The sequence below is a fragment of the Sphingomonas sp. Sphisp66 genome (assembly GCF_047324325.1).
GTDB lineage: Bacteria > Pseudomonadota > Alphaproteobacteria > Sphingomonadales > Sphingomonadaceae > Sphingomonas.
On record NZ_CP168508.1, the window covers coordinates 519,492 to 532,771 of the forward strand.

Below are 13,280 nucleotides of genomic sequence, written 5' to 3' on the forward strand. Positions count from 1 at the left end.
ATGGGCGTGGGCAACGGGGAACGCGATCTGGAAGGGCGCGTGGCGCTGGTGACGGGTGCGTCCTCGGGACTGGGCGCGCGGTTCGCCCGCGTCCTGGCCACGCGCGGTGCCCGGCTGGTGCTGGGCGCGCGCCGCGAATCGCTGCTCGCCGACGTGCGCGAGTCGATCGAGGCGGCAGGTGGCCATGCGCTCGGCGTGTCAATGGACGTGACCGACGAAGCCTCTGTCCGGGCGGCCTATGACAAGGCGGAGAACGCCTTCGGCCCGGTCGACACGGTGATCGCCAATGCCGGGATGAACATGGAAGGCCCCGCGCTCGACCTCGATGTCGCGGCGTTCGACCAGGTGATGGCGGTCAATGTCCGCGGCGTGTTCCTCACGGTGCGCGAAGGGGCTCGGCGGATGATCGCAGTCGAGGCGGACGGGCGGATTGTGATCGTCTCATCGATCACCGCGCAATCGGTCTCGCCCGGCCTTGCCGCGTACAGCGCCTCCAAGGCCGCGGTGCTCCAGCTCGGCCGGGTGCTGGCGCGCGACTGGGCCAACAAGGGCGTCAACCTCAACATCCTGTGCCCCGGCTATATCGAGACCGATCTCAACGCCGACTGGTTCGGCACCGAAGCCGGGCACAAGCAGATCGCCAAATGGCCCCGCCGCCGGCTGATGGAGGGCGACGCGCTCGACGGCGCGGTCGCCTATCTCTGCGGCCCGGCGAGCCGCTTCGTCACCGGATCGGTGGTCACCGTCGATGACGGCCAGTCGCTCTAAGGGAGAAAAGTCGATGATCCGCACCCGTTTCACCGAGGCTTTCGGCGTCGAGCATCCGATCGTGCAGGGCGGGATGATGTGGGTCGGCACCGCCGATCTCGTCGCCCCCGTCGCCGAAGCCGGTGCGCTCGGCTTCCTCACCGCGCTCACCCAGCCGACGCCCGAGGCGCTGGTCAAGGAGATCGCCCGCGTCCGCGACCGCACCGACAAGGTCTTCGGGGTGAACCTCACGATCCTCCCCTCGATCAACCCGCCGCCCTACGCCGAATATCGCCGCGCGATCATCGAGAGCGGCATCGCGATCGTCGAGACCGCCGGCTACAAGCCGCAGGAGCATGTCGACGATTTCAAGGCCGCCGGCATCAGGGTCATCCACAAATGCACCGCCGTCCGCCACGCGCTGTCCGCCGAGCGGATGGGCGTCGATGCGATCTCGATCGACGGCTTCGAATGCGCTGGCCATCCGGGCGAGGACGACATCCCCGGCCTGATCCTGATCCCCGCCGCTGCCGACAAGGTAAAGGTCCCGATCCTCGCCAGCGGCGGCTTCGGCGACGGCCGCGGGCTCGCGGCGGCGCTGGCGCTGGGCGCCGACGGCATCAACATGGGTACCCGCTTCTGCGCCACGCGCGAGGCGCCGATCCACGACAATTTCAAGGCGGCGATGGTCGCCAATGACGAGCGCGCGACCGCGCTGATCTTCCGCTCCTACCGCAACAGCGCCCGCGTCGCCCGCAACCGCATCGCCGAACAGGTCGTCGCGATCGAGCGGGAGGGCCGCCCGTTCGAGGACGTCGCGGCGCTGGTGAAGGGCGCGCGCGGCCGCGAGGGGCTCGAGAGCGGCGATACCGATCACGGCATCTGGACCGCCGGCATGATCCAGGGACTGATCCACGATGTCCCCACCGTCCGCGAACTGGTCGAGCGGATCGTCGAGGATGCCGAGGCAATCATCGCCCGGCGCCTGGCGGCGATGCTCGTCCCCGAACCCGTCGCCGCCTGAGGAGACTCCGCATGGACATGAACTGGACCCAGGCCGAGCTCGCCTTCCGCGACGAGGTACGCGCCTTCCTCGTCGACAAGCTCACCCCCGAGATCCGCCGCGCCGGCACGCTGGCGACCAGCGTCTATCCCGATCACGAGGCCAGCATGGCCTGGCAGCACATCCTCCACGCACGCGGCTGGGCCGCACCGCACTGGCCGGTCGAGCATGGCGGCTGCGACTGGACGGTGGCGCAGCATTACATCTTCAATCGCGAGCGGATCGCGGCGGGGGCGCCCTCGCTCTCGCCGATGGGCATCCACATGGTCGCGCACGTCATCATCCGCTTCGGCACGCCCGAGCAGAAGGCGTATTTCCTCCCCCGCATCCTCACCGGCGAGGTGTTCTTCTGCCAAGGCTATTCGGAGCCCGGCGCGGGATCGGACCTCGCCTCGCTCCAGATGCGCGCCGAGCCCGACGGCGACGATTTCCTCCTCGATGGCTCCAAGATCTGGACCACCCACGCGACCGAGGCGAACTGGATCTTCTGCCTCGTCCGCACGTCCAAGCAGGGCCGCCCGCAACAGGGCATCACTTTCCTGCTCGTCCCCATGGACCTGCCTGGCATCGAGGTCCGCCCGATCCTGATGACTTCGGGCGAGCATGTGCAGAACCAGATCTTCTTCGACAATGTCCGCGCTCCGCGCGCGAACGTGCTGGGCGAGGTCGATGCCGGCTGGTCGGTGGCGAAATATCTGCTCGAGTTCGAGCGGGGCGGCTCTTACGCGCCGGCGCTGCAGGTGCGGGTGAGCGAGATCGAAGCTGCCGCGGGCGAGCGGCTCGACGACCCGCTCTTCGCGGCCCGGCTGGCTGAATTGCGCATCCGCATCGACGTGCTCGAGATGATGGAGCTGCGCCTGCTCTCGGCCAGCGAAGGCGCCAGTGTCGGCGCGCTCGCCTCGATGATGAAGATCCTCGGCACCGAGTTGGCGCAGGACCTGGCGGCGCTCCACCTCGAGGCGGCGGGGGCGGAGGGGCTGGCCTATCAGCCGCACGCGGTGATGCCGGGCGGCGCGGTGCCGGCCTATGCCGCGCCGGCGGACGGCTATGCCACCGGCGCGCCGTGGCAGGCGCTGGCGCCTTTGCGCTACCTCAACGAGCGGGCGGGTTCGATCTATGCCGGGTCGAACGAGATCCAGCGCAACATCCTGGCGAAGGCGGTGTTGGGGCTATAGCCGCCCCAACCGCTGTGCCCGGCAACGCCGCCCCAAACCGTCATCCCGGCGAAAGCCGGGATCTCGTGCGGCTCTTGTCCTGCCGCTTGTGCCTTCGCCTGAGATCCCGGCTTTCGCCGGGATGACGGCTATTTGGTTTGCCGGTAGTAGGATCAAGCAGCCCGCATCAGCGCCGCATAGCGCGCCACCTGCGCATCGGTGCTGCCGAAGCTCTGCGCGATCACCGTCGCTCGCTTGAAATAATGCCCGACCGCCAGCTCGTCGGTCATCCCCATCGCGCCGTGGAGCTGCACCGCATTCTCGCCGATGAAGCGCGCCGCCTTGCCGATCGTCGCCTTGGCTGCGGCGACCGCGCGGGCGCGGGTCTCGGGCGGGGTGGGGAGGTTGAGCGTCGCGAGATGGCTCGCGGACACCGCCTGCTCCAGCGCCAGGAACATGTCGACCATCCGGTGCTGCAGCGCCTGGAAGCTCGCCAGCGGTTGCCCGAACTGGCGGCGCTGCTTGGCGAACGCCACGGTGTCGTCGAGCATCCGGCGCAGCACCCCCACCGCCTCGGCGCAGAGCGCGGCGCGGGCGGTGTCGAGCACCGTCTCGATCAGCAGACCGGCGGTGCCCGGGGTGCCGAGCAGGGCTTCGGCGGGCAGGTGCACGTTGATGTCGAGATCGGCGGCCGGGCGGTCGTCGATCAACTGGTAGCCGTGCAGGGTGATGCCGGGCGTGCCGCCTTCGACCAGGAACAACGAGGGTCCATCGCCCGAAGTGCGCGCGGCGAGGATCAGGTGGCTGGCCCCCGGCGCGCCGATGACGACCGGCGCGTGGCCGGTGAGATGCCAGCCGCCCGGCGCCGGCTCGGCGGCAAGTGCGGCGGGCTCGAGCGAGGCCGCGATGCGGACGGCGCCTCCGGCGATTCCGGGGAGCAGCTCGGCATCATGCGCCTGGAGCAGCGCGCCGCCGATCACCACGGTCTCGAGAAAGGGCTCGGCGACCAGTGCCTCGCCCAGCGCCTCCATCACCACCATCGTCTCGACCGGCCCGCCGCCCAGCCCGCCCGCCGTCCCGGACAGCGGCACGGCGAGGATGCCGAGATCGGCCAGGCCCTGCCACAGCGCAGCGTCCTGTCCGCGCCCGGCGCGCACCCGCGCGCGGCGCGTCTCGAAGTCGTATTGCTCGCGCAGGTAGCGCTGCAGCATGTCGCGCAGCATCGTCTGGTCTTCGGAAAGCTCGAAATTCACCACCGGTCCTCCACCGGTAAAGCCTTGGCGAAGCAGGCGGATGCGGCAACTGCGAGAAGTGCTAGGGCGGGTTCGGTGCGACGCCGTCTGTTTCTTCTTCGTCACCCCGGCCTTGTGCCGCGGTCCACCAAGCCTCACCCCATGCGGCAGGAGCCTCTTGTCCGGTAGGCGTCTCACGGTGGACCCCGGCACAAGGCCGGGGTGACGGTGGGCGGAATGGTTGGTGTGCCTACCGCGCGCTGACGAACCCCAGCCCCGCCGCGATCTGGATCGCCTGGGCCCGCCCCGTGCTGCCCAGCTTCGAGCCGGCGTTGCGCAGATGGAAGCGCACCGTCGAAGTCGAGAGCGAGAGGATGATGCCGATCTCGCCATCGGTCTTGCCCGCCGCCGCCCAGCGCAGGCACTGGACCTCGCGCCTTGTCAGCACCATCGGCGCGGCGGGCGCGCGCAGGCGGGACGAGGCCTCGGCATGGCTGGCGACCAGCTTGAGCGCCAGCCCCTGCAGCCGCACCGCGTGGTTCGCGAACACCGTCTCGACCGCGACCGGCTCGCGCGCTGCCCATACCACCGCGCCGACGATCGCGCGCGGCAGGTGCACCGGCGCGATGATCGCCGCGGCGATGCCGGTGGTCGCGGTCACCTGGCGGCAGTCGATCGCGTCGAGCAGCGCGCTGGTTCGCCAGGTGCCGAGCTTTCCGCCGGCATAGAAGCACGGCTCCGCCATCACCCGCGCGGCCTGGAGGAAAGGGGCGTGCAGCGCGAGGCGGCGATTGTGCCAATAATGGTCGGTCGGATCGAGCCACTGGAAATGCGTCTCGGCATAGGGACGGCCATCGGCGTCGCGCATCGGCTCGGGATCGGCGATGTCGCCCTGCGCCGCGACGAAGGGCAGGCCGATCTCGATCCCCGCCTCGCGCACTGCCTCGATCAGCGAATTGGTCTCCGCCCACGCCCGGTCGCGCTCGATCGCCATGCCTCTCTCCCGAAACCCTGTGACGGGTACCAGCTTGATCTGTTCTGCCGGCAGGCGATGGTCTGCAGCAAATAAACGGGCTCCGAAAGCCGGAAAACGGAGCGAAATGGGAGAGTTGGATGACGCGGTTTCGTTTCGGATCGGCGATCCCCTTCCTGTTGCTGTTGGGTGGCTGTGACTGGGGTTCCAGCGTCGATCTGCGCAATGAATCCGGAGCAGTCGTGGCCGAGCAGATCCGCAAGGTCGCGACCGGTAGCGACTTCGCCCAGCCCGGGCGCTGGGAGACGAAGATCACCCTCAACCAGGTCGACGCGCCCGGCATGCCGGCGGCGTTCACCGAGAAGCTCAAGGCGCAGATGCGCCAGCCCCAGACCGCCGCCAGCTGCCTCACCGCCGAGGACGTGAAGAAGGGCGCCTTCTATGTCGGCGAGGAGAACAAGGCCTGCCGCTACGAGCGTTTCGCGATGGGGAAAGGCCGGATCGACGGGGTGCTGCGCTGCACCGACCAGATGGGTACCCGCTCGATGGCGATGTCGGGCAGCTATGGCCGCGACACCTACAAGCTCGTCGTCACCACAGACAGCCAGAGCGCGCAGCAGGCGGGCGCCGCGGGCAAGGTCTCGGTGACGATGACGATGGATGCGCGGCGTTCGGGGCAGTGTTTGGGGACGGAAGGAAGGCCGCTGACGCGGTTGTAGGGCATCTATCCTCCCCCGCCAGGGGGTGGGGGGGCCAGCGAAGCTGGTGGAGGGGGAGGTAAGCTACGAATTATCGATTCGCTTACCTCCCCCTCCGTCGCGCGGCGCGCGCCCCCCCCCCCTGGCGGGGGAGGATATGAATAGCGGCGCCGCTGTTCGCCACCCAAACCTGCCACGTTCGCCAGCTTGTTGCCCCGCCGCCTTCCCAGCATTTTCCGATCAAATGCCGGCACATGCGGCTTCCGCACGATGCCCGGCGACATGGGAGAGGTGCGATGGCCAACTGGACTGCCCTGCTCGCGAGCGCTGCCATACCGCTGGCGCTTGCCCCCGCCGCGCTGGCACAGACCCAGCCGCTGCTCGACGAAGCCGCGATCCGTTCGCCGCTGGCCGCGGGCTGCAACGGCAAGTCGGATGCGACGCCGCTGCCGGTCGATCCGCGCACGCTGATCACCCCCAGCGTGAACAGCAATCCCAACGGCGCGGTCCGCTTCAATTCCTTCTTCACCGATCTGCACAATCCGCCGGCGCCCTATGTGAAGCGCCTGCCGCCGCGCCCCACCACCTGCGGCGCCTGGCGCGCCAGCGTCGCGCGCGGGCGCCAGAACCTCGAGACCCGGCAATATTTCCTGCCCTTCTCGCTGGCGCAGGACTATGACCGGCTCTGGGCGGTCTGGGGCCTCAGCGCCAAGCCCGCCGACTTCAACGAGCAGGTCGAGAAGCGCTACGGCTTCTATCCCTCGCCGTTCCGCAACCCCTATCCGCTCCCCGGCGAGGATCCGAACAGGACCAATGGCGGCTCGGGCCAGCTCCCGCTCGGCCTGGTCCAGGGCAAGGGTGATGACGGCAAATGGACCAGCACGATCACCGCCTCCTGCTCGGCCTGCCATGATTCGCGGCTGGGCACGACGAACGAGGCGGGCTTCACCTGGGGCCTGGCCAACAGCGCCAATGATGCGGGCCTGCTCGCCTCCGACCTGTTCCGCACCAGCCCGGTCACCTGGCTCGGCCTCGCGCTGCCGATCCCGTGGAGCGACGGCCGCGGATCGAGCGACGCGATCGGGCTGATCACCCTGCTGCCTGCGCTGTTCGACATGGACACGCTGCAGCTGGCGCCGAGCCTGCTCGAATATACGCCCGACACGCCGGCCGGCGGCATGACCAAGGCGCCCAACTGGTTCAACCGCGCCTTCAAGACGCGGCAGTTCTGGGACGGCTCGCTCACTTCGGACAATGTCCATTCGGAAATGGCGTTCGGCGTCGCCTCGATCACCCGCGACGCCTCGGGCCGGCGCGCGCTCGATACCGAGTTCGAGGACATCAACAACTTCCTGCTCTCGCTCTCGGCACCCAAATATCCGGGCACGATCGACCGGCCGCTGGCCGAGCAGGGCGCGGTGGTGTTCCATGAGCGCGACCTCTGGGCGAACGGCGCCAATGTCGAGATTCCGCGCCAGCCGGGTAACGGCTCCTGCGCGAGCTGCCACGGCGTCTATTCGCCGCGCTATGCAAACGACACCGCCTATCTGCCTGATCCGCGGCTCAAGGGCCTGCCGGGCAACGTCACGCCAATCGCGACGATCCAGACCGATCCGCGCCGCTTCAACCTGTTCGCCGACCCGCGCCAGCGCCGGGCGTGGAACAGCAGCTGGTGGGCGTACAACTCACTCAGCCCGAGCTGGTATGGCTATCCGGTCGAATCGCTGCTCGCGAGCTCGATCCGCCGGGTCTATCGCGCGGTCTATGACAATGGCGGGCCGATCTACTCGCCGCTCGGGCCGAATGAATGGGTCGAGCCCAAGGGCTATGTCTCGCCGCCGCTCTATGGCGCATGGGCTTCGGGCCCGTTCCTCCACAATGGCAGCGTGCCCGATATCTGGGGCATCCTGAAGCCGGCGGACCGCCCGGCGGTCTGGAAGCGGCCCTATTCGCCCGCCGGCATCGGCGGCAAGAACCAGGGCTATGACTATAGCTACGCCTCGTACGATTTCGCCAAGCTCGGCTGGAAGTACGAGACGCTGAACTGCAGCAGTTCGGCTTCGGTCCCGCCCTATCAGCCCTGCAACGGCCAGGCGACGCCGGATCGCCTCTACTCGGCCTTCTCCAATGCGGCGGCGGGGTATCTGAACCTGGCGTACCAGACGCCGCCGCCGATCACCGACCAGCAGATCCGTTCGCGCATGAGCTTCAACAGCAACCTCTATGGCGACGGCAATGGCGGCCACACCTTCACCCAATCGCTCACCGACACCGAACGGCTGGCGCTGATCGAGTATCTGAAGACGCTGTGAAGGTGCTTAGGCAGCGTCGTGCAGAAATCCTCCCCCGCCAGGGGGAGGTGGCGCGCGCAGCGCGACGGAGGGGGAGGTAAGCGAGCCGATGGTGCGTTGCTTACCTCCCCCTCCACCAGCTTCGCTGGTCCCCCTCCCCCTGGCGGGGGAGGATTGAAGATGGCGGGGATGACGGTGTTTAGCCGACCGCGGTTTCCGTCGCCGCTTCCCAATACCGATCCCGCAACAGCCGCTTGTACAGTTTCCCCGTCGGATGCCGCGGCAGCTCCGCGACGAAGTCGATCCGCCGCGGCTGCTTCACGCGTGAGAGCTGCGGCGCCAGCCACTCGGCCAGCTCCTCGGCCAGGGCAGGGGAAGGGGCCACGCCCTCGGCCGGCTGCACCACCGCCACCACCTGCTCGCCCATATCGGCATGCGGCGCCCCGATCACCGCGACATCGGCCACCTTGGGGTGCAGCACGAGCAGATTCTCGATCTCCTGCGGATAGATGTTCACCCCGCCCGAGATGATCATGAAGCTCTTGCGGTCGGTGAGATAGAGATAGCCCTCGTCGTCGACATGGCCGACATCGCCGAGCGTGGTCCAGCCATGCTTGTTCGCGGCCGCCTCGGTCTTCCCGGGATCGTTGTGATAATGGAAGCCCGGCCCGCCCTCGAAATGGACCAGGCCCGTCTCGCCCGGCGCCAGCGGCTCGCCTGCCTCGTCGCAGATCCGGATCGTACCGAGCACCGCACGGCCCACCGAACCCGGATGCGTCAGCCAGTCCTTCGCGCCGATCATCGTCAGGCCATTGCCTTCGGTTCCGGCATAATATTCGAGCAGCACCGGCCCCCACCAGTCGATCATCGCCTGCTTGACCGGCACCGGGCAGGGTGCCGCGGCGTGGATCGCCATGCGCAGCGATGTCAGGTCGTGGCGGCTGCGCGCTTCCTCGGGCAGCTTGAGCATGCGGATGAAGTGGGTGGGCACCCACTGCGCATGCGTCACCCGGTGCCGCTCGATCAGCGCGAGCGCGCGCTCGGGGTCGAACTTGTCCATCACCACCACCGTGCCGCCCAGCCGGTGCACTGCCATGCACCAGCGCAGGGGGGGCGGCATGATAGAGCGGAGCGGGGGAGAGGTAGATCGTGTCGGCATCCACCGCCGCATGCCGAGCGATGCCGACCATCGCATTGGGCATGGTGATGTCGGTCTCGGGCAGCTGCGGCCGGATGCCCTTGGGCCGGCCGGTGGTCCCCGAGGAATAGAGCATGTCGGTGCCGGCGCGCTCGTCGGGGATGCGCGTCCTCGGCATCGCGCCGGCCTCGGCTTCCCAGCTGCGGAAGGGCGGTACCGTGCCGTCGAGCATGAACAGCGCGACGTCGTCCAGCGCCACCTCCGCGGCAACCGCGCTCGCCACCGATGCCAGTGCGGCCGAGGAGATCAACGCCCGCGCGCCGCTGTCCTTGAGGATGAACGCCGCTTCGCTCGCAGTCAGCCGCGAGGAGACCGCGACGAAATACAGCCCCGCGCGCTGCGCGCCCCAGGCGATCTCGAGGAAGCGGAAGTGATTCTCGAGCAGCACCGCCACGGCGTCACCCGGCTGGAAGCCCAGGGCGCGGAACAGCTGCGCGGCCTGGTTCGAGCGCGCCTCCAGTTCGCCATAGCTCAGGCTCTCGCCCGTCTCGGCCAGGATCAGCGCGGGCTTCTCCGGCGCGGTTTCGGCGTGGACGCAGGGATGCATTCGGCCCTTACTCCTCTCCTCGGAAGCGGTTTCCGCTCTCCGATGCGCAGCATAGCCGAACCGCGGAAATGCGCTGCTATCGCTAGTGATAGTTCCGCGCGGAGGTGCGCACGGCGATACCGGGCGGGCGACCAGGGAGAGGAAGATGGCGCCACACACGCCCGTGATATTGGGCATCGGGGAATCGATCGACCGCCCCTTCGCGATCAGCTCGGCCAGGGAGCCATTGGCGCTGATGGCGGACGCAGTGCACGCCGCCGGGGAAGATGCCGGCGGCGGCTTGCTCGCCCAGGTCGATGCGCTCGACGTGGTGAGCATCGTCAGCTGGCGCTATTCCGATGCTGCAGCGTCCTTGTGCGCGGAACTCGGCATCGCGCCGGCCTTGCGCGCCAATCACGCGGTTGGCGGGGAATCGCCGGTCCGCCTGATCCACGAAGCGGCGCTGCGCATCGCGCGGGGCGAGAGCAAGGTCGCGCTGGTCTGCGGCGCCGAGGCGCAGCACAGCGCAGCACGGGCGAGGCGCGAAGGCGAGATGCCGCCCTGGACGCCCTTTGCCAGGGACGCGCCCTCGCCACTACGAGGCGCGGACATCGCCCACCCGCTGGCGCTGCGCCACGGCCTGTCGACGCCCACCCAGGTCTATCCGCTGTTCGAGATGGCGAGCGCCGCCGCCTGGGGCCAGAATCCTGCCGAGGCGCGGGCGGAATCGGGCACCCTCTGGGCGCGCTACGCAGAGGTCGCCGCCGGGAACCCGCGCGCCTGGATGCGCAAGGCGCCCTCCGCGGACGAGATCGTCACGCCCACCGAAGCCAACCGGCTGATCGCCTGGCCCTATACCAAACTGATGGTCGCCAATCCGGCGGTGAACCAGGGCGCGGCCGTGATCGTCGCCAGCCTCGAAGTCGCGCGGGCAGCCGGCATTCCCGAGGACCGCCTCGTCCATATCCTCGGCGGCGCAGCGGCGAGTGAGCCGCGCGACTTCCTCGCCCGCGACGGCTTTGCCGGCAGCCCCGCGCAGGACGCGGTGCTCGCCGCAGCATCCGCGCTGGCGCCCCAAGGCTTCGACGCGCTCGAACTCTATTCCTGCTTCCCCTGCGTGCCGAAGATGGCGCGACGCAGTCTGGGCCTGGGCTCCGATGTCGAACCTACCGTCACCGGTGGGCTTACCTTCTTCGGCGGGCCGCTCAGCAACTACATGCTGCACGCCGCCTGTGCGATGGTGCGTGTGCTGCGCGGCGGCGGGACCGGGCTGCTCTACGGCCAGGGCGAGTTCGTCACCAAGCATCACGCGCTGGTGCTTTCCGGTGAACCCGGCGCACCGATCGCCCCGGACTATTCGGTCCAGGCTGCAGCCGACTCCCGGCGCGGGCCGGTGCCCGAACTGGTCGAGCCCGAGCCCGGCCCGGCGACGCTCGAAAGCGCGACGATCCTCTATCAGCGTGACGGTTCGGTCGATCGCGGCGTGGTGGTGCTGCGCACCCTCGACGGCGCCCGTACCCTCGCCACCGTGCCGGCCGAGGATCGCGAGACGCTCGCCCTGATCGCCGGCGATGCACGCTTTCCGGTCGGCCTGATCGGCACGATCACCGAGCAAGGCGCGTGGAGCCCCAAATGACCGCCACTCTCTATCACTGCCGCGACGCGCGCTCGTTCCGGGTGCTCTGGATGCTCGAGGAGCTGGAGGCGGAGTACCGGCTCGAACTGCTGCCCTTTCCGCCGCGCGACCGCGCGCCCGAATATCTCGCGCTCAATCCGCTTGGCACGATCCCGCTCTTCCTCGAAGGCGATGCCCGGATGACCGAGTCCGCTGCGATCTGCCACTATCTGGCGACGACGCGCGGCGACGGGCGGTTCGCGGTGGGCCCGGGCGAGCCGGGCTATGCGGCCTATCTCGACGCGCTTTCCTTCGGCGAGGCGACGCTGACCTTCCCGCAGACCCTGGTGCTGCGTTACGCGATGTTCGAGCCGGAGGCGCGGCGCCTGCCCCAGGTCGCCGACGATTACCGCCAATGGTATCTCGCCCGCCTGCGGGGCCTCGACGCGATGCTCGCCTCCGCCGACCATGTCGCGGGCGATCGGTTCACCGCGGCGGACATCTCGGTCGGCTATGCGCTGATGCTCGCCGAGTTCCTTCGCATCGGCGATGGTGGCCTGTCCCGCATCGCCGCCTATTGGGAGCGATTGCGCACCCGCCCCGCCTTTGCCCGCGCCAAGGCGGCCCAGTCATGAAAATGCTGGAGGGAATCCGTATCGTCGACATGACGACGATCGTCTTTGGCCCCTACGCGACGCAGATGCTCGCCGACATGGGGGCCGAGGTGATCAAGGTCGAGGCGCCGGGCGGCGACCAGACCCGGCAGTTCGGTCGCTCGCGCGCGGCAGCGCGGCAGATGGGGCCGGTGCACTGCACGCTCAACCGCGGCAAGCGCGCGATCGCGCTCGACCTCAAGGTGGGTGAAGACGCCGAGACGATGCGCCGCCTGCTCGCCACCGCCGACGTCTTCATCCACAATGTCCGCGGCGAGGCGATGGAGCGACTGGGCTTCGGATACGAGGCGGTGCGCGGGCTGCGCGGCGACATCGTCTATGCCCATTGCCAGGGCTTCGGCTCGGGCGGACCGTATGAGGGGCTCCAGGCCTATGACGACGTCATCCAGGCGGCGACCGGCACCGCGACTCTGCTGCCCCGAGCCGATGGCAATCCCGCCCCGCGCTATCTGCCCTCGCTGATCGCCGACAAGGTTGCCGGGCTCTACGGCGCCCAGGCCGTGCTCGGCGCGTTGGTCCACCGGTTGCGCAGCGGGGAGGGGCAGTTCGTCGAGGTGCCGCTGTTCGAGAGCTTCGCGCATTTCATGCTGCAGGAGCATCTGTTCGGCGCCGCCTTCGATCCGTCGCTCGAGCCTGCGGGCTATCCGCGCCAGATCGACCCGAACCGCCAGCCTTTCCCGACCGCCGACGGCCATGTCAGCATCGTGCCCTATACGCCGGCGACGATCGCCAAACTGTTCGAACTGCTTGGCGCGACGGAGGTGTTCGAGGACTCACGCTTCGCCACGCCGATGGACCGGTTGCGCAACATCAGCGCGCTCTATGGCGAGATCGCGCGGTACACCCCGGCGAAGACCAGCGCGGAGTGGGTGCGGATACTCAACGCCGGCGGTGTGCCCTGCATGCCGGTCCGCGATCTCGACGCGATCCGCGAGGATCCGCATCTCGCGGCAACGGGCTTCTTCCGCGCGCGGACGCATCCGGAGGAGGGGGCGTATGTCGAGATGCCGCTGCCGATCCGCTTCGGGGTGCGGGACGTGCCTGAGGGCGCGGTGCCGCCGGGCATCGATGCGGACGGCGACGCGATAAGGCGCGAGCTGAGCTAGCTC

10 protein-coding genes and 1 pseudogene are annotated in these 13,280 nt (G+C 69.0%); 8 read left to right on the top strand and 3 right to left on the bottom strand.

Annotated features, from left to right (window positions below; translation table 11 throughout):
* The 3 genes from ACEN8G_RS02480 to ACEN8G_RS02490 are packed head-to-tail and all read left to right on the top strand — an operon-like array spanning window position 1 to window position 2,985.
* Window positions 1-768: an SDR family NAD(P)-dependent oxidoreductase gene (locus ACEN8G_RS02480; RefSeq protein ID WP_413740724.1), complete on the top strand. Its 768-nt coding sequence runs from the start codon at window positions 1-3 to the stop codon at window positions 766-768.
* Window positions 769-781: 13 nt separating this feature from the next.
* On the top strand, window positions 782-1,771 hold the full coding sequence (locus tag ACEN8G_RS02485) for an NAD(P)H-dependent flavin oxidoreductase (RefSeq protein ID WP_413414861.1): 990 nt from the start codon (window positions 782-784) through the stop codon (window positions 1,769-1,771).
* A gap of 11 nt (window positions 1,772-1,782) precedes the next feature.
* Window positions 1,783-2,985, top strand: a complete 1,203-nt coding sequence (locus tag ACEN8G_RS02490; protein WP_413414860.1) for an acyl-CoA dehydrogenase family protein — start codon at window positions 1,783-1,785, stop codon at window positions 2,983-2,985.
* A 152-nt stretch (window positions 2,986-3,137) separates the two neighbouring features.
* On the opposite strand, the gene ACEN8G_RS02495 is transcribed toward ACEN8G_RS02490, so the two are convergent.
* Entirely contained in the window at window positions 3,138-4,220 is a 1,083-nt protein-coding gene (locus tag ACEN8G_RS02495; RefSeq protein WP_413419271.1) for an acyl-CoA dehydrogenase family protein, read from the bottom strand.
* A gap of 226 nt (window positions 4,221-4,446) precedes the next feature.
* Window positions 4,447-5,190 carry a helix-turn-helix transcriptional regulator gene (locus tag ACEN8G_RS02500; protein ID WP_413419269.1) on the bottom strand — a complete coding sequence of 248 codons (744 nt, stop codon included), beginning with the start codon at window positions 5,188-5,190 and terminating at the stop codon, window positions 4,447-4,449.
* Between the two features lie 119 nt (window positions 5,191-5,309).
* Between ACEN8G_RS02500 and ACEN8G_RS02505 the strand changes: the two genes are divergently transcribed.
* Together ACEN8G_RS02505 and ACEN8G_RS02510 are read left to right on the top strand one after the other, a co-directional pair.
* Entirely contained in the window at window positions 5,310-5,888 is a 579-nt protein-coding gene (locus tag ACEN8G_RS02505) for a DUF3617 domain-containing protein (protein ID WP_413419267.1), read from the top strand.
* A 275-nt stretch (window positions 5,889-6,163) separates the two neighbouring features.
* Window positions 6,164-8,179: a hypothetical protein gene (locus ACEN8G_RS02510; RefSeq protein ID WP_413416412.1), complete on the top strand. Its 2,016-nt coding sequence runs from the start codon at window positions 6,164-6,166 to the stop codon at window positions 8,177-8,179.
* Window positions 8,180-8,357: 178 nt separating this feature from the next.
* Here the strand turns inward: ACEN8G_RS02510 and ACEN8G_RS02515 are convergent.
* Window positions 8,358-9,903: pseudogene (locus tag ACEN8G_RS02515) on the bottom strand (acyl-CoA synthetase).
* A 145-nt stretch (window positions 9,904-10,048) separates the two neighbouring features.
* On the opposite strand from ACEN8G_RS02515, the gene ACEN8G_RS02520 reads away from it, so the two are divergent.
* From ACEN8G_RS02520 to ACEN8G_RS02530, 3 genes are read left to right on the top strand one after another with little or no spacing between them, the layout of a single operon-like run.
* Window positions 10,049-11,518, top strand: coding sequence for an acetyl-CoA acetyltransferase (locus ACEN8G_RS02520; protein ID WP_413416411.1), 1,470 nt, complete (start codon window positions 10,049-10,051; stop codon window positions 11,516-11,518).
* Window positions 11,515-12,132 (top strand): glutathione S-transferase family protein, encoded by a 618-nt coding sequence (locus ACEN8G_RS02525; protein ID WP_413416410.1) that lies wholly within the window; start codon window positions 11,515-11,517, stop codon window positions 12,130-12,132. The genes ACEN8G_RS02520 and ACEN8G_RS02525 overlap by 4 nt, the downstream gene beginning before the upstream one ends.
* On the top strand, window positions 12,129-13,277 hold the full coding sequence (locus ACEN8G_RS02530) for a CaiB/BaiF CoA transferase family protein (RefSeq protein ID WP_413416409.1): 1,149 nt from the start codon (window positions 12,129-12,131) through the stop codon (window positions 13,275-13,277). Before ACEN8G_RS02525 ends, ACEN8G_RS02530 begins: the two co-directional genes overlap by 4 nt.
* Window positions 13,278-13,280: the final 3 nt, after the last annotated feature.

What these genes read in the sequence shown, in the direction of transcription:
- ACEN8G_RS02480 (WP_413740724.1), top strand. Translation starts at nt 1, where the DNA reads ATGGGCGTGGGCAACGGGGAACGCGATCTGGAAGGGCGCGTGGCGCTG.
- ACEN8G_RS02485 (WP_413414861.1), top strand. Translation starts at nt 782, where the DNA reads ATGATCCGCACCCGTTTCACCGAGGCTTTCGGCGTCGAGCATCCGATC.
- ACEN8G_RS02490 (WP_413414860.1), top strand. Translation starts at nt 1,783, where the DNA reads ATGGACATGAACTGGACCCAGGCCGAGCTCGCCTTCCGCGACGAGGTA.
- ACEN8G_RS02500 (WP_413419269.1), bottom strand. Translation starts at nt 5,190, where the DNA reads ATGGCGATCGAGCGCGACCGGGCGTGGGCGGAGACCAATTCGCTGATC.
- ACEN8G_RS02505 (WP_413419267.1), top strand. Translation starts at nt 5,310, where the DNA reads ATGACGCGGTTTCGTTTCGGATCGGCGATCCCCTTCCTGTTGCTGTTG.
- ACEN8G_RS02510 (WP_413416412.1), top strand. Translation starts at nt 6,164, where the DNA reads ATGGCCAACTGGACTGCCCTGCTCGCGAGCGCTGCCATACCGCTGGCG.
- ACEN8G_RS02520 (WP_413416411.1), top strand. Translation starts at nt 10,049, where the DNA reads ATGGCGCCACACACGCCCGTGATATTGGGCATCGGGGAATCGATCGAC.
- ACEN8G_RS02525 (WP_413416410.1), top strand. Translation starts at nt 11,515, where the DNA reads ATGACCGCCACTCTCTATCACTGCCGCGACGCGCGCTCGTTCCGGGTG.
- ACEN8G_RS02530 (WP_413416409.1), top strand. Translation starts at nt 12,129, where the DNA reads ATGAAAATGCTGGAGGGAATCCGTATCGTCGACATGACGACGATCGTC.